27 protein-coding genes, 1 tRNA gene and 1 pseudogene are annotated in these 23,988 nt (G+C 41.2%); 6 read left to right on the plus strand and 23 right to left on the minus strand.

The annotated features are described in order from the left end of the window. The first annotated feature begins 270 nt into the window (after positions 1–270). From A3I9_RS0101985 to A3I9_RS0102000, 4 genes and pseudogenes are all read left to right on the plus strand, one after another. Entirely contained in the window at positions 271–591 is a 321-nt protein-coding gene (locus A3I9_RS0101985; protein WP_018377412.1) for a DUF3847 domain-containing protein, read from the plus strand. Positions 592–692: 101 nt separating this feature from the next. Then, a pseudogene (locus tag A3I9_RS12365) lies at positions 693–1,076 on the plus strand (hypothetical protein); the annotation flags it as partial. A 38-nt stretch (positions 1,077–1,114) separates the two neighbouring features. Next, positions 1,115–1,801, plus strand: coding sequence for a hypothetical protein (locus A3I9_RS0101995; protein ID WP_245538921.1), 687 nt, complete (start codon positions 1,115–1,117; stop codon positions 1,799–1,801). A 102-nt stretch (positions 1,802–1,903) separates the two neighbouring features. Then, complete coding sequence (locus A3I9_RS0102000; RefSeq protein WP_018377416.1) at positions 1,904–2,068, plus strand: transposase; 165 nt, start codon at positions 1,904–1,906, stop codon at positions 2,066–2,068. Between the two features lie 349 nt (positions 2,069–2,417). Here the strand turns inward: A3I9_RS0102000 and A3I9_RS0102005 are convergent. The 8 genes from A3I9_RS0102005 to truA all read right to left on the minus strand — a co-directional run bounded on the left by A3I9_RS0102005 (position 2,418) and on the right by truA (position 8,220). Next, a tRNA-Leu gene (locus A3I9_RS0102005) sits at positions 2,418–2,503 on the minus strand. Between the two features lie 51 nt (positions 2,504–2,554). Continuing rightward, entirely contained in the window at positions 2,555–3,484 is a 930-nt protein-coding gene (locus tag A3I9_RS0102010; protein ID WP_026217289.1) for an alpha/beta hydrolase, read from the minus strand. 68 nt (positions 3,485–3,552) lie between these two features. Then, positions 3,553–4,143: a DNA-directed RNA polymerase subunit delta gene (gene rpoE, locus A3I9_RS0102015; protein WP_018377418.1), complete on the minus strand. Its 591-nt coding sequence runs from the start codon at positions 4,141–4,143 to the stop codon at positions 3,553–3,555. Positions 4,144–4,256: 113 nt separating this feature from the next. Further along, on the minus strand, positions 4,257–5,540 hold the full coding sequence (gene tig, locus A3I9_RS0102020) for a trigger factor (protein WP_018377419.1): 1,284 nt from the start codon (positions 5,538–5,540) through the stop codon (positions 4,257–4,259). Between the two features lie 154 nt (positions 5,541–5,694). After that, on the minus strand, positions 5,695–6,258 hold the full coding sequence (locus A3I9_RS0102025; protein WP_018377420.1) for a TIGR01440 family protein: 564 nt from the start codon (positions 6,256–6,258) through the stop codon (positions 5,695–5,697). Position 6,259: 1 nt separating this feature from the next. Further along, positions 6,260–6,727, minus strand: a complete 468-nt coding sequence (locus tag A3I9_RS0102030) for an ECF transporter S component (protein WP_018377421.1) — start codon at positions 6,725–6,727, stop codon at positions 6,260–6,262. Then, on the minus strand, positions 6,708–7,481 hold the full coding sequence (locus tag A3I9_RS0102035) for a bifunctional hydroxymethylpyrimidine kinase/phosphomethylpyrimidine kinase (protein ID WP_018377422.1): 774 nt from the start codon (positions 7,479–7,481) through the stop codon (positions 6,708–6,710). Before A3I9_RS0102035 ends, A3I9_RS0102030 begins: the two co-directional genes overlap by 20 nt. Continuing rightward, positions 7,468–8,220 (minus strand): tRNA pseudouridine(38-40) synthase TruA, encoded by a 753-nt coding sequence (gene truA, locus A3I9_RS0102040; RefSeq protein ID WP_018377423.1) that lies wholly within the window; start codon positions 8,218–8,220, stop codon positions 7,468–7,470. Before truA ends, A3I9_RS0102035 begins: the two co-directional genes overlap by 14 nt. A 132-nt stretch (positions 8,221–8,352) precedes the next feature. Between truA and A3I9_RS0102045 the strand changes: the two genes are divergently transcribed. Beyond that, on the plus strand, positions 8,353–8,802 hold the full coding sequence (locus A3I9_RS0102045) for a Fur family transcriptional regulator (protein ID WP_018377424.1): 450 nt from the start codon (positions 8,353–8,355) through the stop codon (positions 8,800–8,802). A gap of 76 nt (positions 8,803–8,878) precedes the next feature. Here A3I9_RS0102045 and dnaJ read toward each other — a convergent pair whose 3' ends face one another. The 8 genes from dnaJ to A3I9_RS0102085 all read right to left on the minus strand — a co-directional run bounded on the left by dnaJ (position 8,879) and on the right by A3I9_RS0102085 (position 16,348). Further along, positions 8,879–10,015 (minus strand): molecular chaperone DnaJ, encoded by a 1,137-nt coding sequence (gene dnaJ, locus A3I9_RS0102050; protein WP_018377425.1) that lies wholly within the window; start codon positions 10,013–10,015, stop codon positions 8,879–8,881. Positions 10,016–10,723: 708 nt separating this feature from the next. Then, a complete protein-coding gene (dnaK, locus tag A3I9_RS0102055; RefSeq protein WP_018377426.1) occupies positions 10,724–12,547 on the minus strand; it encodes a molecular chaperone DnaK in 1,824 nt (607 codons plus the stop codon). Positions 12,548–13,002: 455 nt separating this feature from the next. Further along, positions 13,003–13,527, minus strand: a complete 525-nt coding sequence (grpE, locus tag A3I9_RS0102060; RefSeq protein ID WP_018377427.1) for a nucleotide exchange factor GrpE — start codon at positions 13,525–13,527, stop codon at positions 13,003–13,005. Positions 13,528–13,552: 25 nt separating this feature from the next. Beyond that, positions 13,553–14,587 (minus strand): heat-inducible transcriptional repressor HrcA, encoded by a 1,035-nt coding sequence (gene hrcA, locus A3I9_RS0102065; protein WP_042361592.1) that lies wholly within the window; start codon positions 14,585–14,587, stop codon positions 13,553–13,555. A 169-nt stretch (positions 14,588–14,756) separates the two neighbouring features. Further along, complete coding sequence (locus tag A3I9_RS0102070) at positions 14,757–14,945, minus strand: hypothetical protein (RefSeq protein ID WP_018377429.1); 189 nt, start codon at positions 14,943–14,945, stop codon at positions 14,757–14,759. Beyond that, positions 14,942–15,481, minus strand: a complete 540-nt coding sequence (locus A3I9_RS0102075; protein ID WP_018377430.1) for a DUF2812 domain-containing protein — start codon at positions 15,479–15,481, stop codon at positions 14,942–14,944. Before A3I9_RS0102075 ends, A3I9_RS0102070 begins: the two co-directional genes overlap by 4 nt. Before the next feature lie 50 nt (positions 15,482–15,531). Then, positions 15,532–16,035 carry a DUF2812 domain-containing protein gene (locus tag A3I9_RS0102080; RefSeq protein WP_018377431.1) on the minus strand — a complete coding sequence of 168 codons (504 nt, stop codon included), beginning with the start codon at positions 16,033–16,035 and terminating at the stop codon, positions 15,532–15,534. Next, positions 16,025–16,348, minus strand: a complete 324-nt coding sequence (locus A3I9_RS0102085) for a PadR family transcriptional regulator (RefSeq protein ID WP_018377432.1) — start codon at positions 16,346–16,348, stop codon at positions 16,025–16,027. The genes A3I9_RS0102080 and A3I9_RS0102085 overlap by 11 nt, the downstream gene beginning before the upstream one ends. A gap of 158 nt (positions 16,349–16,506) precedes the next feature. On the opposite strand from A3I9_RS0102085, the gene A3I9_RS0102090 reads away from it, so the two are divergent. Then, the gene (locus A3I9_RS0102090; protein WP_018377433.1) at positions 16,507–17,241 is read left to right on the plus strand and encodes a MerR family transcriptional regulator; all 735 of its coding nucleotides are present in this window, start codon (positions 16,507–16,509) and stop codon (positions 17,239–17,241) included. Positions 17,242–17,321: 80 nt separating this feature from the next. On the opposite strand, the gene A3I9_RS0102095 is transcribed toward A3I9_RS0102090, so the two are convergent. From A3I9_RS0102095 to mvk, 7 genes are all read right to left on the minus strand, one after another. Further along, positions 17,322–18,017: a histidine phosphatase family protein gene (locus tag A3I9_RS0102095; RefSeq protein WP_018377434.1), complete on the minus strand. Its 696-nt coding sequence runs from the start codon at positions 18,015–18,017 to the stop codon at positions 17,322–17,324. An 81-nt stretch (positions 18,018–18,098) separates the two neighbouring features. Then, positions 18,099–19,436, minus strand: a complete 1,338-nt coding sequence (locus A3I9_RS0102100) for a PFL family protein (RefSeq protein WP_018377435.1) — start codon at positions 19,434–19,436, stop codon at positions 18,099–18,101. A gap of 11 nt (positions 19,437–19,447) precedes the next feature. Next, the gene (locus A3I9_RS0102105; RefSeq protein WP_018377436.1) at positions 19,448–19,714 is read right to left on the minus strand and encodes an ACT domain-containing protein; all 267 of its coding nucleotides are present in this window, start codon (positions 19,712–19,714) and stop codon (positions 19,448–19,450) included. Between the two features lie 121 nt (positions 19,715–19,835). Further along, entirely contained in the window at positions 19,836–20,921 is a 1,086-nt protein-coding gene (fni, locus tag A3I9_RS0102110) for a type 2 isopentenyl-diphosphate Delta-isomerase (RefSeq protein WP_018377437.1), read from the minus strand. A gap of 9 nt (positions 20,922–20,930) precedes the next feature. After that, positions 20,931–22,007: a phosphomevalonate kinase gene (locus tag A3I9_RS0102115; RefSeq protein WP_018377438.1), complete on the minus strand. Its 1,077-nt coding sequence runs from the start codon at positions 22,005–22,007 to the stop codon at positions 20,931–20,933. Between the two features lie 4 nt (positions 22,008–22,011). After that, entirely contained in the window at positions 22,012–23,037 is a 1,026-nt protein-coding gene (gene mvaD / locus A3I9_RS0102120) for a diphosphomevalonate decarboxylase (RefSeq protein ID WP_018377439.1), read from the minus strand. Position 23,038: 1 nt separating this feature from the next. Further along, positions 23,039–23,962 carry a mevalonate kinase gene (mvk, locus tag A3I9_RS0102125; protein ID WP_018377440.1) on the minus strand — a complete coding sequence of 308 codons (924 nt, stop codon included), beginning with the start codon at positions 23,960–23,962 and terminating at the stop codon, positions 23,039–23,041. Positions 23,963–23,988: the final 26 nt, after the last annotated feature.

Genomic DNA, 23,988 nt, shown 5'->3' on the forward strand with positions numbered 1-23,988 from the left:
ATTTTTTGGGGTTAACCCCATACAAGTTCATTTTATCACTTTTTCGACGAAATTGCTAGCTAAAATTAAAGAACCTACAAGATTTTCAATTTTCTTTCAAGAAATATTTTCCTCAAGATTTTGATAGCGTCATAAAGAGAGAGTCTATTCTTCATAAAAAGGCATAACTGACTCCATTTCCTATCTGATAGTTTGGACAATTTTTAATCTTTATTTTCTATTTATTCTTAGCATTTCTCCTTAATTTTAGGAAAAGAAAGGACAGGGAAAATGAAAAACATAGATGAAAAAATTTTAATGGCAGAAGAAGAAATTAAGCAGTTACAAAATAAAAGAAAAAAGCTCATCAGTCAGCAGAAACAGGAAGAACGAAAAAAGAGAGATAGACGCCTTTATGAAAAAGGAGCAGTTTTTGAAAGTATCTTTACCGAAAGCAAGGACTTTAGCAAAGACGAATTCTATCAGCTAATCACATTTTCAAATATCAAAGAAGCAATCAATCAAAAAATCTTAAAAATCATAGAGAAGCGAGAAGAAAACGAAAACCAAAATATAGAAACACAAGAGGAAGAAACGGACATAGAGGAATAGTCCCTTGTTTACAAGGGCGCACTTATACACCCTAAAGGGTGTGTGCGTTCTCCGAAGGCTCTTGCAGAGAGCATATCAGCTAAAGCTGATACAGGGGAGCTACCGAAAAGCAGATTGATGATAGAGTACAACTTATCAACCAAGCCGAGAAATATTTGAATCATAAAGACACTTACAAAGCCTATACCAAGCTAAAGAAAAACAAACAAGATACTTTCTACAATGAACATACCGCAGAGATTATTTTATTTGAAAATGCAAAGAAATATCTCAAAGAGCATTTAGGAGAAAGCAAGACCTAAAATGTATCCAAATGGAAATCGGAAGTTGCCACTTTGAAGAAAGAAAAAAAGAGCCTATACAATCAAATATTAGAAATACGAGAAGAAGTTGAACAGTCAGAAAAAGTTAAGACCTGCATAGAGCAGTTACAGGAACAAGAAAAGCGACTAACACAGGTAAAGAGGAACGAGTTAGACCTATAAAACTTGGCTTAAATGTGGTATAATATCATGGATATAGAGTGAAACAAATTAGAATTTGTGGGGTATTTATGATAAGGGTTTTGAATGATATAAGGAATGCTGAAAATCCAATATCTAATAATAAAAAAATTATAAATACTATTGTGCTATTGTTTCTTGGAATAGCTTTGGGAACCTTTTCAAAATATTTGGATTTTAGTCAAGCTGAACTTCCGAGTGTGCTTATGGCAATAAATGGAGCATTAGATATTGGTAATTTTCTTGGACGTTTTGCAATCTGGATATTGATTGCATTGTGTATCTCTATTTATAGCAATTCTGCAAAAAGAGCAAGCATCAATGTTTTTATATTCTTTGTTGGTATGGTTGGAAGTTACTATTTGTATTCAAACTATATTGCAGGATTTTTCCCAAGAAGTTATGCGATGATTTGGTTTGGATTTACAGCTATATCTCCATTGTTGGCTTTTGTTTGTTGGCATGCAAAGGGGAAAAGCAAACTGGCATTTATACTGTCGGTGCTGATTTTGGCAGTATTGTTCAATATGTGCTTTGTATATGGGTGTTGGTATTTTAGTGCATGGTCAGTGTTGGAATTGATAGTATTTATTATTGGACTTATTGTTTTGAGGAGAGATACATTGAGGAGTTTTGCATTAATGGGAACAATTAGTATCGTTCTTGCATTCCTGTTTAATATTATTATTCCATTCCCTTTTGGATAGACAACTCCCAATTTGCTTAATTGAATATAAGAATTTGAGGAATAGTAAATTGAAAAAAAGGTTTACTGTTTTTTCTTTGTCTAAAAGTGGAAAGGAGGACTTATGGAAGACGAAAAAAGAGAAATAAAAACACCACCTAATGAACAGTTAATAATGAATATTGGAAAGACAAAATATACTGTAAACCTATATTTTAAGCAAGGTACAGGGGAAACATACAAGGATAAAATAATAAAGCTAATCAAGATAGAAACAGAGAAGATATAAATTTATCAAAGAAATTTTGTTTATGTCCTTGACAAATCTTTCCAAATGGACAGGTCAATATATTTCCCAGATTATATTATAAAAATTCCAATATAATCTATTGATTTAATGATTATGTTTTCTGAAGTACTTGATAGCTACCTATAAAGTTAACGCACACCAACTTGCTATTTTCTGCCTTTTTCTTTCCCATGTTGCTTTGTTGAATACTATTTTTTCTCTCCACTCAATTATCACATTCATTTATCGCTCAATATGTCTTGTACCTACCTAGCCTTCTTCGAGACATTCATCTCCTTCTCTACCTGAAAAAACAAAAAAACAGGCCTTATGCCTGTCCATCTTTCGATGCGGAAAGGGGGACTTGAACCCCCACGACCTAAAGCGGTCACAGGATCCTTAGTCCTGCGCGTCTGCCAATTCCGCCATTTCCGCTATTCTTAACAACGTAGATTATTATATCAAGTTAGAAGAACTCTGTCAATACTATTGACCATATTTTTTCAAAAAATCAGCAATTCTTTTTTGATAGGCTTCTGGGTCTGTCGCAAAAGCCTTGGCATGCTTAGCCCCTTTTACAATATAGAGTTCTTTTTCGCCTTGACTTGCTTCATAATTGTCATAGACCATTTCTGTCGGTACAAAATCATCCGCATCTCCATGGATAAAGAGCGTTGGCAAATCATTCTTAGCCAGTTGCTTCACACTGCTAGCTTCTCCATAGGTGAATCCTGCTCGTATTTTTGAAATAGTAGACACCTCGTACAGAATTGGAAAAGCGGGAAGCTGGTACATATCTTTTGCTTGGTATTTGAGTTCTTCCCATACACTGCTGTAGCCACAATCTTCAATGATATTTACCACCTGAGATGGGAGACTTTCTTCCCCACTCGCCATCATTACGGTTGCCCCTCCCATTGACAATCCAAAAAGGGTCATTTCGCTAGATGGATTTTTTTCAGCCATCATCTCAGACCATTTGATGACATTCAGACGGTCATTCCAGCCAAAACCAATCAAGTCACCCTCACTTTTCCCATGAGCCATATTGTCAGGCATAAGGACATGATATCCTAAGGTATGAAATAGAAAGGCATACGGTCTCATGTCTTCCTTATCGCTTCCAAAACCATGTACAACAATTGCTACTTTATTGGTCTCAGAAGCAGCCGGTACATACCATGCTTCTTGTTTGAGCCCCTGATGAGTCATCGTAAGGGTTTCTTTAGGCAATTGATCGAAGGATTTCTCATAGGAATAAAGTGGATCCTTTTCCGTCCGAGGTTTATTATTGATGAAAGATTTCTCTTCTCTAACTTGGGCTACATGGAAGAAATAAAAGCTGGCAGCGACCGAAATCACAGCAAATAATAGTACAGCAAACATAAAATACTTTGATAATCTAATTTTTTTCATACTCCCTATTATACACTATTCTTTTCAAACAGTAAAAAAATAGCCTCCTAATTTAGGAGACTACCACATTATTCTTCATCCAAATTTTCTTCGTCGTCTGAAAATTCGTCATCCTCTTCATTCAACTCAACTTCTTCATCACCTAACTCATCATCAGGAATGATTTCATTGATTTCAGAATCGTAGGATTCCACTTCATCTTTCTCATCATCTGGATTTTCTTCATCATAAGATGCATGTTCATTGTCACCATCATATGAATCTTCATCTTCAGGATCATCATTTCCATAATCAATGGCATCATCATCCCCGTCCATGAAGGCATTGACACGTTTTTTCTTACGTTTTGGTGCATCTTCATCATCTTCTTCCAAGGTGATGACTTCTTCGTCGATCTCGTCAATCGCATACCACGAACGAAGTCCCCATTTATTCTCACCAAGCGGAATAAAGCTACCATCTACATTTAAATCTGAATAGAAGGTTGGAAGTGCTGCACGAATCTCACTGTTTGATTTCTCAAGGTAGTTTTGAATCTCATTGACCAAGTCATTGAAGTACATTTCATTGTCACGGCCACGCTCTTCTAAGATAGCACGCGCCACTTCAATCATGGACAATTCACTTTTTTCTTGACCTGCAAATACGTTTAATTCCAAGGCTGTTCTCCTTTTTTGTCTTTCCTTACCATTTTACGCTAAAATCAACAATTAGTCAAAAATTTTCGCGTTAAAATAGAAAAGTCGAGAAAACTCTCGACTTTAGAATGTATTTATTTTACAGTTGCAGTAGATGTTACCAATTCAACTGCTTTTTTCACAGCGATGTCGTGTTGTAACATTTCTGGTGAAAGAAGGTTACGAACTTGATCTGCTTCCATGTTGTAAGTTGCTGCTAATTCTTCGATTTCTGCATTCACTTCTTCTTCAGTTGCTTCAAAACCTTCTGCTTTCGCAATCGCTTCTACAACCAAGTTTGTCTTCGTACGTTTTTCAGCATCTGCTTCGTATTGTTTGTGAAGATCTTCTTGAGTTGTACCAGTGATTTGGAAGTACATTTCTGGTGAAATACCTTGTTGTTGCATGCCGCTCAAGAATTCATTCATCGCACGGTGTACTTCTTCATGAACCATTTCACCTGGAAGGTCAACGATTTCTGCATTTTCCACTGCCAATTCAAGTGCTGCTGCTTCAACTGCGTCATCAAAAGCGATTTCTTTTGCTGCTTCTAATTCTTTGCGGTATTTTGCTTTCAACTCATCAAGTGTTTCCACTTCTTCGTCGATATCTTTTGCCAATTCATCGTCAAGTGCTGGTACTTCTTTTGCTTTTACTTCATGAACGGTTGTTACAAAGAGGGCATCTTTACCAGCAAGATCTTCTGCTTGGTAATCTTCTGGGAATGTTACGTTTACATTGACAGTTTCACCAGCTTTGCTACCGACCAATTGGTCTTCAAAACCTGGGATGAATTGACCGCTACCAAGTTCAAGAGAGTAGTTGTCGCCTTTACCACCGTCAAATTCAACACCGTCAACCGAACCAACAAAGTCAATCACAACAGTGTCGCCAGATACAGCAGCATCTTCTTTAATGACTAACTCAGCCAAGTTATTGCGCTCGCGTTCTACTTTTGCATCTACTTCTTCATCAGAAACTTCTTTTGACACATCTACTGAAACAGCAAGGTCTTTGTAGTCACCCAATTTTACTTCAGGTTTTGTCACAACTTCAGCATTGATCACCCATTCTTGACCTTTTTCCATTGATACAACATCAATTTTTGGTTGTGCCACTACTTCAAGTGCTGCTTCTTTCACAGCTGCTTCATAAGCGTTTGGCAAAAGGGCATTAAGAGCATCTTCGTAAAGTGCTTCTTCACCAAATTTTTGGTTGAAGACAGGGCGTGGCAAGTGGCCTTTACGGAAACCTGGTACGTTAATGCTTTTCTTAACTTTGTTAAAAGCGCGGTCCAATTCTGGTTGGATAGCATCTTGACCAATCGTAAAGGTCAATACACCGCGGTTTGTTTCTTTTGATTCAAATGATACAGACATTCGGTCTTACTCCTTAAAATTTTATTGTCATTCCTAACAATTCTATCATAAAGTGTGGAAAAATAAAAGATTTTCCTACTTTTTTTGTAAATTATCGTGGATGGTAGCAAGCAAAAAAAGCAGAAAGAAATGCGCCTTTCTACTTTCCACTTACTTATGATTTCCGGATTGCATCTTCTAAATACTGGGCACGTGCACCGCCGATGAGTTTAGGACGACTTGCAAGCGCCGTTACATGAGCACCACCTAGTTCTCGTTGTATTGGAACAAGTGGTACCTGCACACGTTTGACATGCATACCAATACTGGTGTCTCCAATATCCAGTCCAGCATGAGCAACCACTTCTTCGACCTCAACAGGGTCTGTCATAAATTTAAAAGCAGCTAATTGCCCGCTTCCTCCTGCATGAAGGCTAGGGAGGACATTGACAATCTCCAAGTCTTTCGCTTCAGCTACTTCACGTTCTACCACAAGGGCACGATTCAGATGTTCACAGCCCTGTACTGCTAAATGAATTTCGCGCTTCGTCAGTTCTTCCAGCAAGGTTTCAACAATTACCTCACCGATTTCAAGGCTACTGTTCTTGCCGATTTGCCCGCCCGCTACCTCGCTTGATGACAAACCAAGGACAAAAAGTTGCCCCTTGCGAATTGCAGAGCGTTCAATGATATCCACAGCAATTTGCCGTGTTTGTTCTTCTAAGAGTTGCATATCCATATTATTTCACGTCCATTCGTTTAAAAGCCAATAGGAGAAGGTAGCCACCAATCACACCAACGACATTTTGCATAGTATTGGTCAATACTTCTGCTAAGGCGGCGCCGACACCGTTCATAACACTAGATGCCAGAAAGTAAGTCCCAACCATGACAAGGGTAGCGAATACGATGCCAAGCGGCCGTTTCTTTCCTTCCAAACCTGCCAGATAACCTTGAGCCCCGTGGGCAAAGAGGCTGATAAACATCCACTGCGGATAACCTGCAAGCATGTCAAAGAGAAAAGCAGAAAGGCCGCCGACAACAACTCCTTGCTTCCCCCCTAAATAGAAGGCCGTAAAATAAATCCCCACATCTAATAAGGTGGTGACACCTGTCGGAGTTGGCATTTTACCAAACATTCCTAAAACGATAGTCAGAGCTGTTAAAATGGCAAGCAAAGTGATTTCTTTAGTCTTCATGTGTTGCATATTGTTGTTTTACCCCGTATTGATCTGAATGTAGAATGGCTTGATAAACAAAATCTTTGGCTTTTTGAACAGCGGTTGCTACCTCTTCTCCCTTGACAAGGTTACTTGCAATGCTCGAAGCGAAAGTGCATCCTGCACCGACATTATTGGTTTGTGAAATAGGATGTGTGAACACCTGAAATTCTTGTCCATCATAAAAGACATCAATCGCCTGTTCTTGACTGAAGCGATTACCACCCTTAATAACAACAGTTTTAGCCCCTAAATCATAAAGAATCTTCGCCGCTTCTTTCACATTGTCCAATGTTTGGATAGTAATTTGCGATAAAATTTCCGCTTCTACCAAATTGGGGGTGACAATCGTTGCACAGGGGAAGAATTTTACCAATTCATCCCGAAGGGCGCTGACCTCTACATCGTGGGTTTCTTTACAAACCAAGACAGGATCTAAGACAACTGGAATATCTGCATGAGCTTTGACAAAATCCAATGCCTGCTCTGCAATGTCCACATTGGGCAAGAGCCCTAGCTTAATAGCAGCAAAAGGAACATCTTTGAGACTGGCTAATTGGTGACCGAAGATCACGGGATCAGTACCGAAGACTTCAAATCCATTTTCAGTCATAGCTGTCAAGCAGGTCACCGCAACAAAGCCATGCATGCGATTGGCAGCATAGGTCGCCAAATCCGCATATAAACCGCCACCACTATAAATATCATTTCCCGAAATGGCTAAAATATTACTCGTCTGCATATCGAATCTCCTTTAAATACAAGCCATTCCCAGCAGCAGTCGGGCCAGCTAAATCACGATTTTTACTTTCCAGAACTGTCTTAATTTGACTGACTGGCATCCGCCCGTTACCAATCTTGAGAAGGGTTCCGACCATATTGCGCACTTGCTTATACAAAAAACCATTGCCAGAGAATGTAAAGACGAGGAAACCTGTCTTGTCATCCACCGCTAGACGGGCCTCTGTAATCGTACGAACCTTGTTTTCCACACTCGTTCCCGAGGCTGTAAAGCCGGTAAAATCGTGGGTCCCGACTAAATCCTGAATCGCTTCTTGCATAAGAGCGATATCCAATGGATAAGGATAGTGAGTTGCATAGTGGCGCATCATTGGATTTTTCGGACGACCATTGTCCACCAGAAATTCATAGGTCTTGCTATGCTTGTTGTAGCGAGCGTGAAAGTCTTCTGAAACCTTTTCAACTGCGCAAACATCAATATCCTCTGGTGTCTGAGTATCGAGTGCAAAACGTAATTTCTCCAAATCACGCTCTTGTGGTAAATCAAAATGAATGACTTGTCCATAAGCATGAACGCCTGCATCTGTTCGACCCGCTCCATGAATAATGACTTCTTGGCCCCGATTAAGACGTTGAAGCGTCCGTTCAATCTCCTCTTGAACGGTACGTGCCTGTGGCTGCCGTTGAAAACCTGAAAAATTTGTTCCATCATAGGAAATAATCGCTTTATATCTTACCATAGACACATTGTACCATTTCTTTTTTTACGTCACTAGCCATTCGTTTTCAAACTGTCCCCGTACAGTTTCAGCCAGCAATTTCATTCGCACTTTCACCATAAAAAGTGTATAATGACAAAAAGGAGGACTACGATGAAAAACGATCATGCCACTGCCTTTCAAGATGTGTTGGACTACCTAAAACAAAAACAGATCCGCGTAACTAAGACGAGAAAGGCCGTTATCCAATATTTAATTGAGAGTACAGCGCATCCTAGCGCAGAGATGATTTATCAAGATCTGCTTGTGCATTTTCCAAATCTTAGTCTTGCCACAGTTTATAATAACCTTAAATTGTTATTGGAGGCTGGTTTTGTCACAGAGATTAAGCGCAATAATGATACCACTGTCTATTACGATTTTATGGGGTACAACCATTTGAATCTTATCTGTGAGCAATGCGGAAGCATTTCCGATATCGAAATGGAACGCCCATCATTTGCATCAGTTTTACAGGAACAAACAGGTTACAAAATCACAAAAGAAGTCCTCACTGTGTATGGACTTTGCCCAGATTGCCTCGTTAAAAGCAACTTGTCCTAATGTATCTAAATCGATTACCACATCATAAAAAAGTGTTGAAAACCAAACTAGTTTTCAACACTTTTTTATTGTATATTTATAAATCTTCCAAAGCATCTTTCATCTTATCGAAGAAGCCTTTTTTCTGTGGCGCTACTTTGATATTTCCAGCATCCGCAAATTCTTTTAAAGCTTTTTTCTGACGGTCATTTAAACCTGTCGGAGTTACTATATTGACAGTGACATATTGGTCTCCTGTTGAATTACCACGGAGACTTGGCGCACCTTTTCCTTTAAGGCGGAATTTACGACCTGTCTGTGTCCCTTCAGGAATCACCAAGTCCACATCACCGTGAACAGTTGGTACATGAACGGTATCACCCAGAGCCGCTTGCACAAAGTTTAAATTCAACTTGTAATGAATGGTTGTTCCATCACGTTCAAACTTATCAGAAGGTTGTACTTGGATAATGACAAAGAGATCCCCATATGGTCCTCCGTTGAACCCTGCTTCTCCTTGGCCTGCCAAGCGAATTTGTTGGCCAGTTTCAACTCCAGCTGGAATTTTTACCGTTACAGTATGAGATTTCTTCTCATGACCAGTACCATGACAGGTTGTACAAGGATCTGTAATTTGTTGACCACGACCATGACAGACATCACAAGTCATTTGACGACGCATGGTGCCAAGAGGCGTTTGTGTATCCACATTGATCACACCAGAACCATGACATCGACTACATGTAACGGGGCTGGTCCCAGGTTTCGCACCTGTACCTGTACAAGTATGACAAGTAGCCTCACGATTATAGCTGACCTCTTTTTCTGCTCCAAAAATCGCTTCTTCAAATTTTAATTGGACACGGTATTGGAGGTCATCCCCTTGACGCGGCGCATTTGGATTACGTCGTGAAGTATTCCCTCCAAAAAAGCTAGAGAAAATATCTTCAAAACCACCAAAACCAGCACCATCAAAGCCACCAAAACCACCAGCCCCGCCTCCGAAGCCACCATTGGCACCAGCAGGGCCATATTGGTCATAAGCAGCACGTTTTTGCTCATCACCTAATGTTTCATAAGCTTCCTGAACATCCTTGTATTTCTGCTCAGCACCAGCCTCCTTATTGATGTCTGGATGGTATTTCTTTGACATCTTGCGATAAGCTTTTTTTATTTCGTCTTGCGAAGCGTTTTTAGAAACGCCCAGACGATCGTAATATTCTGTATTGTTCATATAAGATACCAAGGGCGTTAAGCGAACACTGCAAAAATAGGAGATTTGACAACGGATGCGTGCATCCTAGGAAAATCTATCTTTTTTGCACAGTCCGTAGCCCGGGTTCATTTCCTTTCTATGTAAAGGTTCTTCTTTCGACAAGCTCCCAAGAACTAGAAAACTGCCCGATGATGTCTTGCATCTAGGTAAAGTTTATCTTTTTCACTAGGTTTTTAGCCTGTGTTCGAATAAACGAACTTGTATTCCTTTCTACATATTTAGAAGGTTATTTTTTGATAATTTTCTTACGTGGTGGGGACGGCAGTAACCGACTTCGTCGTTTCATGACTTATTTTTGGGCCTAACGTCTCAAAAATCCCCTCATGGCGAAAATTATTGTAGTAGACGGTCTTTCAACCGCTTTAGTGCTGTCGTTTTTAGCCAAAAACAGAGGCTGGGGTTCAACCTCTGTGATTGGTTTTTATCGTTACGACATGAGAATGCAAAATCAATACTATTTTGCTGACGAGTTAGTAAGACACTTGACAATCATGAATTGCTTGGTAACCTTCACCACTCGCTCCTAATTTCTAAGCTCGTGGGCTAAAATAGTCCACTGGACTTACCTCGCTCTTGAATTTCTAGGATCGGGATAAAAAGGTTCCCCGAGCCCACTGCTCGTTTCTTATTTCTAGCTCGCAGGCTAAAACAATCCACTGGATTGTTTTACTTCTCCGTAAACTCGCCATCTACCACATCATCGCCTGCGTTATCAGCTGTTTGTGCACCTTCTGCGCCTTGAGCTGCTTGTTGTGCTGCGGCAGCTTGTTCGTACATCTTAACTGCAAGAGCTTGTGCTTTTTCATTCAAAGCTTCCAATTTCGCTTTCATATCGTCGATATTGTTGGCTTCTTGGGCTGCTTTCAATTCATCAAGAGCAGTTTGAGCGGCATCACGTTCAGCATCAAAGCCTTTGCCTTCCGTTTCCTTGATAGTCTTTTCAGTCGCAAAGATCGCTTGGTCAACGTTATTGCGAAGATCTACTTCTTCTTTACGTTTTGCATCTGCTTCGGCGTTTGCTTCTGCATCTTTCATCATGCGGTCAATTTCTTCGTCAGTCAAACCTGAGTTAGATTGGATCACGATATGTTGTTCTTTTTGTGTACCAAGGTCTTTTGCCTTAACAGACACGATACCGTTTTTGTCGATGTCAAATGTTACTTCAATTTGTGGAATACCACGAGGTGCTGCAGGAATGTCTGTCAATTGGAAGCGTCCAAGTGTTTTGTTGTCAGCTGCCATTGGGCGTTCACCTTGAAGCACGTGAATGTCAACAGCTGGTTGGTTGTCTGCTGCAGTTGAGAAAACTTGTGATTTAGAGGTTGGAATCGTTGTGTTACGGTCGATAAGTTTTGTAAATACACCACCCATCGTTTCGATACCAAGTGACAATGGTGTTACATCAAGAAGAACAACGTCTTTGACATCACCAGTAATGACACCACCTTGGATAGCAGCACCCATCGCAACCACTTCGTCAGGGTTCACTGATTTGTTTGGTTCTTTACCAGTTTCAGCTTTCACTGCTTCCACAACAGCAGGAATACGAGTTGAACCACCGACCAAGATAACTTCGTCAATTTCTGACAAGCTGAGTCCAGCATCTGAAAGGGCTTGGCGAACTGGGATTTTAGTGCGTTCCACAAGGTCACGAGTCAAATCGTCAAATTTCGCGCGAGACAAGCTCATTTCCAAGTGAAGAGGTCCAGCTGCGCCGGCAGTAATAAATGGCAAGCTGATTTGTGTTTGAGTCACACCTGAAAGATCTTTTTTCGCTTTTTCAGCAGCGTCCTTCAACCGTTGAAGAGCCATCTTGTCCGCTGACAAGTCAATTCCGTTTTCTTTCTTGAATTCTGCTACTAAGAAATCAATAATTTTTTGGTCAAAGTCATCACCACCGAGTTTGTTGTCACCAGCAGTTGCCAATACATCAAAGACACCATCACCTAATTCAAGGATAGACACGTCAAAAGTACCACCACCAAGGTCAAATACCAAGATTTTTTCATCTTTATCTGTCTTATCAAGACCATAAGCAAGAGCCGCTGCAGTTGGTTCGTTGACAATACGTTCTACTTCAAGACCTGCAATTTTACCTGCGTCTTTTGTTGCTTGACGTTGTGCATCGTTAAAGTAAGCAGGAACTGTGATAACAGCTTTCGTCACTTTTTCACCAAGGTAATCTTCTGCATAACCTTTCAAATATTGAAGAATCATAGCAGAAATTTCTTGTGGTGTGTACTCTTTGCCGTTTGCTGCAACTTTTTCAGCTGAACCCATTTTTGATTTAATAGACATAATCGTATCTGGGTTTGTAACTGCTTGGCGTTTTGCAGCGTCACCAACGATGATTTCACCATTTTTAAATGATACTACTGAAGGTGTTGTACGGTTCCCTTCTGGGTTTGCAATAATTTTTGATTCAGTTCCTTCAAGAACTGCAACTGCTGAGTTAGTTGTTCCTAAGTCAATACCGATAATTTTAGACATAATATAAGATACCAAGAACGCCGAGAAAGCGATTAGAATTTTAGGAAATCAACGCAGTGTGCTTGCACACAAGGCGATTTATCTAAATTCCGAGCTTTCCGTTCGGGTTCAATTCCTTTCATTTTCCTCTTTAATAATTTTTTCTTTTTAATAGTTTTCTTAGGTGGTGGGGACGGCAGCGACCTCCAAAGGAGTTCCATGCCTAAATTTTGAACCTAAGGTTTCAAAATTTCCCTGTTAGATAACAATTCTTGTTATCTAACTAGCACCACGGCGAAAACTATCGCTTTAGGCAAGCCAAAGGCTTGCATTCTCTATCTATTTTCATAGTTTACCGTCATTTCGGACGTGATTGCTAGAGACAGTTGGGCAAAGTCAATCTAGGTAAAGCCTCGATGATTGTACTGATGGTACATCAAGAGGCTTTAACGACGAGTGACGCAGGCCAAATGTTTCTAGTTGTACACCACCACCATAGCCGGTCTTAATAGGCGTTCATGCAACTTATAGCCTTTTTGGAAGACTTGTGCAATGCTGTCTGCTGGGTGTTCGTCATCTGCTGGTAGGGTTTGAACAGCCATGTGAAGGTTGTGGTCGAATGTTTCCAATGGAACCTCTTCGATTCCTTCTTCCTTGAGAGCTTGAATGAGACTCTCTTGCACCATTTCAAGACCTTTTTTCACATCGTCAGTCAAGCCTTCAACAGCAAGGGCACGCTCCAAGTTATCCAAACTTGGTAAGATTTTCTTTGCCAAGTCCTGAGAACGATACCGTTGTAAGGTTTGGCGTTCTTCGTTAGCACGGCGCTGAATATTTTGCATTTCAGCATGTGCTCGAAGGTATTTATTTTCAAAATCCTCCGCACGTTCGTTTGCCAATTCTAATTCTGTTTTTTCAGGAGTTTCAGTTGCTTCTTCGACGACTTCTTCCGCCGTTTCCACTTCCTCAACGACCTCTTCGTTTTTTGTTTCTTCTGACAAGGTTACACCTCTTTCCTTTCATTCATTAATGAACTTCATAGTGGTTACTGTTCAAATAGCGATAATAATCACCCAGTTTCATGACCAGAACACGACCAATAACATTGATCAAGCTGACACTTCTACGGTAATCCATATCAATGGGACCAATCAAGCTGAGAAGCCCAAAGCCACGATAGGGAATGAGAAATTTATGGGTCAGCACTGTCACATTAGCGAGGGCAAGTTCTTGGCTATCCGCCACCTGCACACTGGCCATCTCATCTTCCGACAAGGTTCTCCGTAGTGCCAAAGCAATGTGCTGAGGATTATCCAAAAATTGGTAGGTCCTCAAATCTGCATAGTCTAGGGAATTGACCTTTCCAGCTACAAAAACCGTTTCCTTGAAAAGTTCTGCAAAAACGTAATCAAACAAATCCAAGACATTGTCTGTCGTTGTAAAATAGCGTTGCACAATTTGCGGAATTTCCGTTCTCAGCTTGTAATGAATATCCATTACAGAGCGCCCCAACAGTCGATCCTTCACAAGAGCTTTCAGTGTCAGTAAATCACGTGCTAGGAAATTTTTAGGAATAGCAAATTGAACTGTTACTGGTTTGGATTCATCCAAGGTCAAGACAGCTAATGCATCATGACTAGAAAACTGAACAATGTCAAATCCTGTTAATTTTTGCTGAGCAGGCTCCACATCCAGCAAAACCGATGTATAACCTGTCATATCCGATAAAATCTGCCCTGCCTTTTGCAAAATATCTTCCAAGCGGAAGGCTTCAAAATCAAAGGCCTTGACTACTTGATAAATATCTTGTTCATCAATGTTATCTAGACTCAATGAATGAGTAACAAAATATTTAAAACCGGCTGGGCTAGGCATTCGACCACTAGACGTGTGGGCTTTTTCTAGCAGCCCTAACTTTTCCAGTTTTGCCATGTCATTGCGAATGGTGGCACTAGACGAATCAATGACTGCTTGAAGCGCTTTGGAACCTACAGGCTCATGAGTCTGCGTGAACAATTCTACAATCAGATTTAAAATCTCATTTTGCCGTTGTGTAATCACAAACCCAATCACCTCTCTTTCAATTTTAGCACTCTAACTCATCGAGTGCTAACTCATGATTCTATTATACTCCATTGTTCCCCCATGTCAAGAGAAAAATCACAAAAATTAGCACTCTTTTGCCAAGAGTGCTAAAAATCGGTCTGAGGACGGATACTGACTTTGACAGCTACTGCCCTTTCTTATCTTTTAAAAGATGGTAGCCCAACACCAGCATCAAGACCACTTGTACCATTGCCAAGTTATTAATCAACCATTTTAAAATAGAATCGGATTGAAAGTCTACTCTTGGTAGGATATAAAGTCCAAAGAGCATCAGATTCAAACCCAGTGACGCCAACACTTTTTCTCTTTTCATCTTCCGTACTCCTTTTTCAACCGATAAAACTGCCAAAATACATAACTGAACCAAGCTAGCAACAATGCTCCTTCAAACAACCAAGAACCAAGCGATTTTTGACTGTTTAATAGAAAATTTGGGATAGACGTCATCACAGGAACAGCAAAAACTAAGCATCGTTTCCAGACAATTTTCTTTTGATAACCATAGACTGTGTCGCGATCACTATATAATTCTAACTCCGCTCCCTTTGTTTCATCCGTAACAGGTTTTCTGAAAATCACATACGGCGCCACTCCACAAACCATTTCCCAACCAGCATCTTGAAAATACTGTAAGTAGATATGGTCATACTCTGGAAAGAAGCCCGCTTCAGAATGACTCGGCTGGTAAACATCAATACGATAAACAACACGAGCAGGTTGACATTCTTTAAATGTTACATTCCCTGTAAAAGGACTGATTTCTTTTAAGGCATATCCTTGACGGTGTTGCTCTTCAAGATAAGTCAGGATACTCTCTGGGTATAAGGCATTAAACATCTTTTCTTTCATAAATGATACCTCGACTATTCTGATACATTTATAGGTAATCTAATTCCAACTTACTTTAATTGTTTGCGCAATTGGTAGAAGCGATAAGCTAAGTAGAGAAGGAGCGGTAGATAAATCAGGCTAACCCCAATTCGGAAGGTTGTGTTTTCATCTTGAAGGACAATCAAGTAAAGATATAAAAACATGCTAAACAAGAACCGTCGTTTAAAAATTCGTCCAATCATTTCTAACTTGCTAGCGTTATCGCTGAAAATCTCGACATCTTCGCCATCCACAGCATTCTTACGAAACAGTCGAAAACTACGACACGTATTTACAAGTTCCCAATCATAATCTTGATAAAACTGCACATAAGAGACACTTTCTTCCTTTTTCATAGGCTTGAAGTCAATCTTATAAACCACATCGGCTGGGTCACATGCTTCAAAATGGTAAAATACTCCCCACTTTACTTCAGTCAACTTCCAGCCTTTTTTGTGCATATCTGCTAAATATGCTTCTATCTTTTCAAAATCCGTGATAAGAAATAATTTAAATACAACTTTAGTTTTCATACTTTTCTCCCTTACTATTTTTATACAACCGCTCAATCCTAGCGAGTTCGATCCCTAAGACTTCTTTGCCTAAGCCTGTGATGCGATAGAGCTTTCGCTTCTCTACTTCTCTTACAAAGGCAATCAAGCCATCCTTCTCCATCTTAGACAGCGTACCGTACATAGTCCCTGGACTAATAACGACCTGCCCTGCTGTCATTTCCTTGGTTCGCTGGGTAATCTCGTAACCATGACATTCTTCCTGCAAAGCAAAGAGAATATAGAAAGCCGATTCTGTCATCGGCAGATAGATGCGTTTAATTTTATCCTCCATATTATGTACCCTCCTGTATTGCAATTTGATATATCGACCTTCGATACATCGAGTATATCGCACTGCGATATATTTGTCAATCCTCTTTAAAAAAATTTTTTTACCACTTGACCCTCACCTAACGTTATCCTTTATAATAAACTTGTCAGGAGGAAAATATGTATTTCGTTAAAGAAGTTGCGCAACTTTCAGGTGTATCTGTGCGTACCCTGCACCACTATGATCGCATTGGCCTGCTCTGTCCGCAAAAAGCAGAAAACGGCTATCGCTACTATACAGAGGAAAATCTGACACAATTACAGCAGATTCTCTTCTATAAATATCTGGGATTCCCACTCAAGAACATCAAGGAACTTTTGGAAAACGAGACAGACAGCCTCGTTCAACTTGAAGAGCAGCTCCGCTTATTAACAGCTGAACAAGAGCGACTAAACACTCTCATTGACACCCTAACAAAAACCATTCAAGCAAAGAAAGGAATGATTCAAATGACAGCAAAAGCAAAATTTGCAGGATTTACCTATCAAGATAGCCTCGCCTATCAAGACGAAGCAAAACAAAAATATGGAAAAGAGGTCATTGACCAGTCACTCGCCAAACAAAAAGGACATGAGAACGAAGTCACAGAAGGCTTCAACTCTATTTTCCGACAATTTGCAGACAACCTACTCTCTGGACTGACAGTTGAAGAAAAAGAGAATCAGAATCTAGCCAAACAACTCTTAGCGCATATTCGTTCCTATGCTTTTGACTGCTCGCTGGAAGTCTTTGGCTATATCGGAAAAGGTTACGTTGAAAACCCAGACTTTAAACACAATATCGACAAATTTGGCGAAGGCGTCGCCCAGTATATCTGCGATACCATTCAAACCTATGTCCGGCAACAAAGTTAGATTCACAAGAAGCATAAAAAATAGAGATCCGTATGAATCTCTATTTTTTATAGTTTGAAACGAATATTCAGTACCGTTTCCTATTTTCCTTGCGCAATGAGTTCTGCACCACGATGGCGATAGGACATATCACCTACTGATTCAATGGTGAGTTTCCCATCTTTATAGTTTAAGACAGTAATACTACCGTTATCTAATGCAAGATTGGTTGGTCGTTCTGGCTCTAACAAGTCTACTAAAGTCGCAATGGTCATACCATGGCTCACTACGAGAGCATTGCCCCCTCCCAATTTTTCAACTTCTTGAGCAATTGATTCGAAACCAGATAAAATCCGGCCACTCAATTCTTCCCAAGTTTCTGACCATTTGGCAGAATCCGCTTGATAAATACCATTTGCAATCTCTTCAAAAGTCATATCATCCGCTTCAACAATACCATTAATCCGTGGCAAAACACCACTGAATAATTCGACATCGTACATCCCTTCAAAGCTACCAAAACACCATTCGCGGATTCGCTTGTCTTGATAATAAGGAATCTTCCCTAAAATTCCTAGCTCACGCTGAGCAATCGTAATGGTCTGTACAGTTCGACCCAAATCACTAGATACTGCTAATTTAAAATCAAGTCCTGCATCTTTCAAGCCCAGACCTAACTCACGAATCCCTTCTTCTCCAATCTTGGTGAGAGGGGTATCACACCATCCTTGGATTCGACCAATGGTATTAAACATGGTTTTTCCATGACGCGAGATATATAGTCTTGTTTCTGTCATAACTTTCCTCCTCGTATGTATTTCTATTATATCACGAAACAAAGAAAACGTTCGCACTTGTCGAACGTTTTTCCGCATTTTTTAATTCTTAAAACTATGAATCGGAGCTGGAATTTGTCCGCCTCTATTGATGAAGTCTGCTGATGAGTTCTGATTGACCTTCATAACTGGTGCAGTTCCTAAGAGGCCACCAAACTCAATCATGTCCCCTTCTTTGCCTTTTGGAATAATCCGAACCGCTGTTGTCTTCTGATTGATGACACCGATAGCTGCTTCGTCCGCAATCATAGCCGCAATGGTTTCAGAAGGCGTGTCTCCTGGAATCGCAATCATATCCAGACCAACCGAACAGATGGCTGTCATAGCTTCCAGTTTTTCCAAGTTAAGAGAGCCACTCTGCACCGCTGCAATCATTCCCTCGTCTTCTGATACAGGAATGAAGGCACCTGACAAGCCACCCACTTGGTTGCAGGCCATAACACCACCTTTTTTGACAGCATCATTTAGAAGCGCAAGCGCAGCTGTTGTCCCATGTGTTCCAACTGTTTCTAAGCCCATCTCTTCAAGTACACGCGCTACCGAGTCGCCAACAGCAGGTGTTGGTGCAAGAGATAAATCGACAATCCCGAATTTGACACCGAGGCGCTCACTAGCCATTTGACCGACTAATTGACCAATACGGGTAATCTTGAAAGCTGTCTTCTTAACCGTCTCAGCCACCACATCAAAGCTCTCACCACGGACTTTTTCAAGAGCACGCTTGACCACACCTGGACCAGATACCCCAACATTGATCACTACATCAGCTTCGCCGACCCCATGAAAAGCACCTGCCATAAAAGGATTGTCCTCAACCGCATTAGCAAACACCACCAATTTTGCAGCCCCCATATCAGAAGCCTGAGCGGTTTCCTTAATGATACGTCCCATATCACGCACAGCGGTCATGTTGATACCCGACTTGGTCGACCCAATATTAACTGAAGCACAGACCTTGTCTGTCTGAGCCAAAGCTTGAGGAATCGAGTTGATGAGAATCTCATCCCCTTTTTGGTAACCTTTTTGTACCAAGGCGGAAAAGCCACCGATAAAATCAACTCCAATCGTTTTAGCCGCACGATCGAGGGCATGTGCCAATGGCAGATAATCTGTCGCATTCGTTGCCGCACCAATCAAGGCAATCGGTGTCACACTGACACGTTTATTGACAATGGGAATCCCAAGCTCTGCTGCAATCTCATCACCAACCGCTACTAGGTGCGCTGCCTTAGTTGTAATTTTGTCATAAATTTTCTGCGCAGCTTTTTCAATATCTGAATCCATACAGTCTAAAAGGGAAATCCCCATGGTAATGGTCCGAATATCAAAGTGCTGTTCTTCAATCATAGCAATCGTTTCAGTAACTTGTCTAATATCCATCCCGATTCTCCTTACAAATTGTGCATGGCATCAAAAATAGCTGCGCTCTGGATATTGATTTTCACATTCAAAGTCTTGCCAAATGCTTCCAAGTCTGAACGGAGTAAGGTGAAATCTTTCGAATCACCACTCGATACAAGTGCCATCATGGTAAAATATTCATCCAAAACAGTTTGCGAAATGTCATCAATATTTAAATCTAACTCCGCCAGTTTCCCTGCAACACCAGCTACAATCCCCTTGCTATCTTTTCCAACGACTGTTACAATTGCTTTCATCTCATTGCTCCTTTTGTTTTTCTTTATTCTAACACAATGCATCGTGAAATGAAATATTTCACAGACAAAAAAGCCTTTAAAAGGCTTTTTTACTCGTTTTTTCCGAACATTTTATCCAACTCTATCCCTTAGAACGATTAGCATAGTGTTGCCAGTCAATTCCACGAGCCTGGCACCAGTTTTGCACAGCTGGCGAAAGAACCAAGTCCTTCTGTCGCAATTCAGACACTGAACGAGCACCCAACATCGCCATCAACATCTGGATTTGTTCTTCTATGATGCGGATTTCAAGCAGGGCATTCTCCAAATTTGAATCTTGTTGTACCAGCTGTAAAATACGATTTGACATCCCAACAGCATTGGCGCCCAAGGCTAACGATTTGACAATATCCAGTGGATTTTTAATCCCACCAGAAGCAAGAATTTCAGGACGTTCTGCTTCAGCAATTGACATAGCTTCCACTAAGGATATGACAGTCGACTGTCCCCAACCATGTAAGTAACTGTAATGGTCTAAGGAACGACGAGCGTCTTCAATTTTTGCAAAATCCGTGCCCCCAGTCCCAGATACATCAATCGTTTGAACACCGACAGAGGCAAGTTGGCGGACGGTTTCACGACTCATGCCAAAGCCAACCTCTTTAACAATCACAGGAACTCCTACCTCTTGCACGATTTTTTCAATATTGGCCAGCCACATACTGAAATCCCGATCACCTTCAGGCATGACAATTTCCTGAGGAGCATTGACATGAATCTGAAGAGCGTTGGCCTCGAGTAAATCTACTGCACGCTTAGCATTTTCCACATCATGGTGCGCTCCCAAATTGGCAAAGACAATCCCTTTCGGATTTTCTTCTCGTATGACTGAAAAGGTTTTGGCAACTTCTGGATCCTTAATGGCTGCACTAACAGAACCAGAAGCCACTGGAACCTTGGTGATTAATCCAAGAATCCCTAAATTTCGATTAATTCGTCCTGTCTTTTCAGTACCACCTGTCATGGCATTAATGAAGAAAGGCATCTTGGTTTTAATTCCAGCGATAGTAGAGGAGGTATCTACATCATCTACCTTTAGTTGTGGTAAAGATTGATGGACGAGGCGGGTTTCCTCAAAATCGCGTGCTGATTCCTTTTGAAACTGCTGGCGCGCCAATAATACGTGCTGATCCTTGCGATTTAATCCAAAGTAACTATAATCAAACATTGTTTCTCCTTATTTTTCTGGTGCAATAGAAAAAGGTAAGGGTAGAATGCCTTTTTCCTGCCATTTTTCATAAATGATTCCTTGCTGCTTTGAACTGGTCACAAAACAAATCCCACAATCACCACCGCCAGCACCAGAAGATTTGGCAACTGCACCTTCTTCCAATGCGATGTTACAAAGTTCCGCCAAAGTTGGTGTCTCAATGACCAACCCCATCACTGCAGCAAATTTTCCTAATAACTCACGATTTCGCTGAATCCCTTTCTGAAACTCTTCACATTGATTGTCTACACAGGCTTTGACAAGGGCTGCCACACATTGTCGACTCTCCTGCAAGAAAACAGGATAGTATGCTGCTTTGCCGTCTTGATAAGAATTATATCCTGCTTGTTTCACCAACTTTTCTGTAGAAGCAGCACTACCAGTCCAACCAATTGACAGGGTCAAGTCTGTCGGTAAAGAAACCGTTTGGATAGACAACCCCTTCCACGAAAGGCGAAGTAAATCACGTAATAAATAGTGCTGAACAGCATCTTGTAGCCAGCCACGATCTACAGAGCGATAGGCGACGACACCACCATAACTGGAAGCTGCTAAATCACCAAAAGATCCCGTCATTCCCAGTTGGAGTTGCGTTAAGACCGATAGCTGGTAGACAAGATAAGGATCTACTACTTGTCCATAAAAGGCTAATAAAGACTGAACAGTCGCGACTGTTACAGCTCCCGATGATCCCAAACCATATTTAACACCTGTCTCTATGTGGTCTAGTTCAGTTTCAATCATGACAGAAAAAATGCCCGTCGTCTCCACACCCTGTTGTTGCACGTAAGCTTCGACCTGCCTTAAGGCCGTTACAATCAATTTATATGGATGACCAGCCACCACCTTAATCTGGTGACCAACACGATCCCAAAAAACAGTCTCTTTTTGTTGGTCAGAATAGATTCTCCCCTCAGTACTGGTCTCAATTGTCACTGTAATCGACTGATCAATCGCCGCAATGAGGGCAGGATTCCCTGCCTCCACCACAGCATATTCCCCAGCTAGAAACAACTTCCCTGGAGCACTGGATTGCACTTTCATTTTACTACATTCTTTCTGAAAATTTTTTCTGAGATGCGCCCCATTCCACCTCTGTTAAGAACCGAGCCGCCTCACCTGGTAAACTCGTAATAATTTTTTCACTTGGAAAATATTCTCCCAGAACCGATACCAAACGATCCATATCACTAGCACGACAGAGAACCTTTACATTTGGACCGGCATCCATGGTCATATAAGCAGGCACTTGTAATGTTGCCCGCACCTGACGCACCGCCTCCTGTGCTAGTAGCGAATCTGCAGACCAATAAGTAAAAGGAGGATTAGCCGATAAAGTCGTTGCGTGCATCTTCATCCCATTATGCTCTGTAATCTTGCCAACTGCCTCAAAATCCTTATCTGCAATCGCTTTTTTTATGGCTACTAGATCTGTCTTGGCCGTTTGAACCCAACTATCATAGAAGGGGGATGTTTGAACCGTGTGTTCCATGCCAACCCGACTGGCGATTTTTTTCTGTTGCGTATCAACCGCAAGGACAATCATCCCAATGTCCCAATCTGCATCATCAATCGGATGCGCCATCGAATCCTCAGAACACGTTCCCATGTCCCATTCGACAAAGCCGCCAAAAAGACTGCGGGTGCTAGATCCAGACCCTCGTCTAGCAATCGTTGACAATTCTTCTCTGGAAATCGTGAGATGTAAAGCTTGAGCAGTCGCCATAGCAAGAGCTGCAAAAGCAGAAGCAGAGCTTGCTAAACCAGCAGCTGTTGGTACAAAGTTGAGACTTTCAACTCTGGCAAATCCCCGTTCACCTATATATTCGCAAAACAAATCCAAAAAATGCGAAATTTTTTGAATTTCTTTTTCTGATTGCAATTCCCCATTTAGATAAAAAGTGTCTGTTGTGAATTCGTCATCAAAAACCACCTTCGTATCTGTATAGAAGGCGTCCAAAGTCAACGATAAACTCGAATTCATCGGCAAAAATAATTCCGCATCGCGTTTTCCCCAATATTTTATCAACGCAATATTGGTATGCGCACGCGCTATTCCCACAGCTTGTGTCATCTTATTCTCCTAAGTATTGTATCCAAGTCTGACGAGCGCCAGCTTCTTGTAGGGCTTGGGCAATATTGTATGCAACGGCCTTTTGATTGGTCAAGGCAATCATGCAGCCTCCACGGCCTCCTCCTGTTAGCTTGGCTCCCAAGGCTTGATTTTTTCTGGCTACTTCGACTAAAAAATCGAGACGTTCATCCGAAACCCTTAGTGCCTGCAATAAATCATGGGACCGATTCATCACACTTCCCAATAAGTCTACTTGATTCATTGTCAAATACTCTTTTGCTTGATAGGTCAAATCCCCTAATTCTTCAATCCAATTTTTCGCATCCGGATTTTCCTCACAAAGCCTAGCTACATCTTGCACCGCCTCTAACGTATGCCCTGTTTTCCCTGTATCTCCTACAACTAAATAGGCATCCATCTTAATCGGCAAAGGTTCAATAGGCTGATTTTTCACAAAGAAAATTGGATGCTCTCCACTCGTTGTCGCAGTATCCACCCCCGATGGATTACCATGCGCAATTTTTTCAGATGATTGCACAATATCCCAAAGTTCCTGTGGATGCAATTCTTTCTCATAAAAGGCAAACAAGGCTCGGGCTACTGCCACAGCGACCGCTGCACTAGATCCCATCCCACGTTCCGCTGGAATAGTCGACGTAATCTCAATATGAATGGCTGGGTCCGTGGGAGCTCCTATTCGGTACAGCGAAAAACGAATTGCATGTTTCAACCCTTCCCAAATTTTTGGCATCTCATGCACCAGACCTTCATAAAAATCACAGGAAACGGTCAACGCCTCACCAACAGCTGTCACCATTGCAGAAATTTCGACAGCAGAAAAAGGCATAGCAATGGCTGGCTGACCATAGACCACTGCATGCTCTCCCATCAAAATAATTTTGCCACTTGCCTTTCCCTCGCTCATACGCAACTCCTTTTCACTCCTACCAT

This window comes from Streptococcus ovis DSM 16829 (genome assembly GCF_000380125.1).
Lineage (GTDB): Bacteria > Bacillota > Bacilli > Lactobacillales > Streptococcaceae > Streptococcus > Streptococcus ovis.

Bases quoted from the DNA above. Each gene is read 5' to 3' on its own strand.
- A3I9_RS0101985 (WP_018377412.1), top strand. From the start codon at position 271: ATGAAAAACATAGATGAAAAAATTTTAATGGCAGAAGAAGAAATTAAG.
- A3I9_RS0102000 (WP_018377416.1), top strand. From the start codon at position 1,904: ATGGAAGACGAAAAAAGAGAAATAAAAACACCACCTAATGAACAGTTA.
- A3I9_RS0102010 (WP_026217289.1), bottom strand. From the start codon at position 3,484: ATGAAAAAAATTAGATTATCAAAGTATTTTATGTTTGCTGTACTATTA.
- tig (WP_018377419.1), bottom strand. From the start codon at position 5,540: ATGTCTGTATCATTTGAATCAAAAGAAACAAACCGCGGTGTATTGACC.
- A3I9_RS0102025 (WP_018377420.1), bottom strand. From the start codon at position 6,258: ATGGATATGCAACTCTTAGAAGAACAAACACGGCAAATTGCTGTGGAT.
- A3I9_RS0102030 (WP_018377421.1), bottom strand. From the start codon at position 6,727: ATGCAACACATGAAGACTAAAGAAATCACTTTGCTTGCCATTTTAACA.
- A3I9_RS0102035 (WP_018377422.1), bottom strand. From the start codon at position 7,481: ATGCAGACGAGTAATATTTTAGCCATTTCGGGAAATGATATTTATAGT.
- truA (WP_018377423.1), bottom strand. From the start codon at position 8,220: ATGGTAAGATATAAAGCGATTATTTCCTATGATGGAACAAATTTTTCA.
- A3I9_RS0102045 (WP_018377424.1), top strand. From the start codon at position 8,353: ATGAAAAACGATCATGCCACTGCCTTTCAAGATGTGTTGGACTACCTA.
- dnaJ (WP_018377425.1), bottom strand. From the start codon at position 10,015: ATGAACAATACAGAATATTACGATCGTCTGGGCGTTTCTAAAAACGCT.
- dnaK (WP_018377426.1), bottom strand. From the start codon at position 12,547: ATGTCTAAAATTATCGGTATTGACTTAGGAACAACTAACTCAGCAGTT.
- A3I9_RS0102070 (WP_018377429.1), bottom strand. From the start codon at position 14,945: ATGAAAAGAGAAAAAGTGTTGGCGTCACTGGGTTTGAATCTGATGCTC.
- A3I9_RS0102075 (WP_018377430.1), bottom strand. From the start codon at position 15,481: ATGAAAGAAAAGATGTTTAATGCCTTATACCCAGAGAGTATCCTGACT.
- A3I9_RS0102080 (WP_018377431.1), bottom strand. From the start codon at position 16,035: ATGAAAACTAAAGTTGTATTTAAATTATTTCTTATCACGGATTTTGAA.
- A3I9_RS0102085 (WP_018377432.1), bottom strand. From the start codon at position 16,348: ATGGAGGATAAAATTAAACGCATCTATCTGCCGATGACAGAATCGGCT.
- A3I9_RS0102090 (WP_018377433.1), top strand. From the start codon at position 16,507: ATGTATTTCGTTAAAGAAGTTGCGCAACTTTCAGGTGTATCTGTGCGT.
- A3I9_RS0102095 (WP_018377434.1), bottom strand. From the start codon at position 18,017: ATGACAGAAACAAGACTATATATCTCGCGTCATGGAAAAACCATGTTT.
- A3I9_RS0102100 (WP_018377435.1), bottom strand. From the start codon at position 19,436: ATGGATATTAGACAAGTTACTGAAACGATTGCTATGATTGAAGAACAG.
- A3I9_RS0102105 (WP_018377436.1), bottom strand. From the start codon at position 19,714: ATGAAAGCAATTGTAACAGTCGTTGGAAAAGATAGCAAGGGGATTGTA.
- fni (WP_018377437.1), bottom strand. From the start codon at position 20,921: ATGTTTGATTATAGTTACTTTGGATTAAATCGCAAGGATCAGCACGTA.
- A3I9_RS0102115 (WP_018377438.1), bottom strand. From the start codon at position 22,007: ATGAAAGTGCAATCCAGTGCTCCAGGGAAGTTGTTTCTAGCTGGGGAA.
- mvaD (WP_018377439.1), bottom strand. From the start codon at position 23,037: ATGACACAAGCTGTGGGAATAGCGCGTGCGCATACCAATATTGCGTTG.
- mvk (WP_018377440.1), bottom strand. From the start codon at position 23,962: ATGAGCGAGGGAAAGGCAAGTGGCAAAATTATTTTGATGGGAGAGCAT.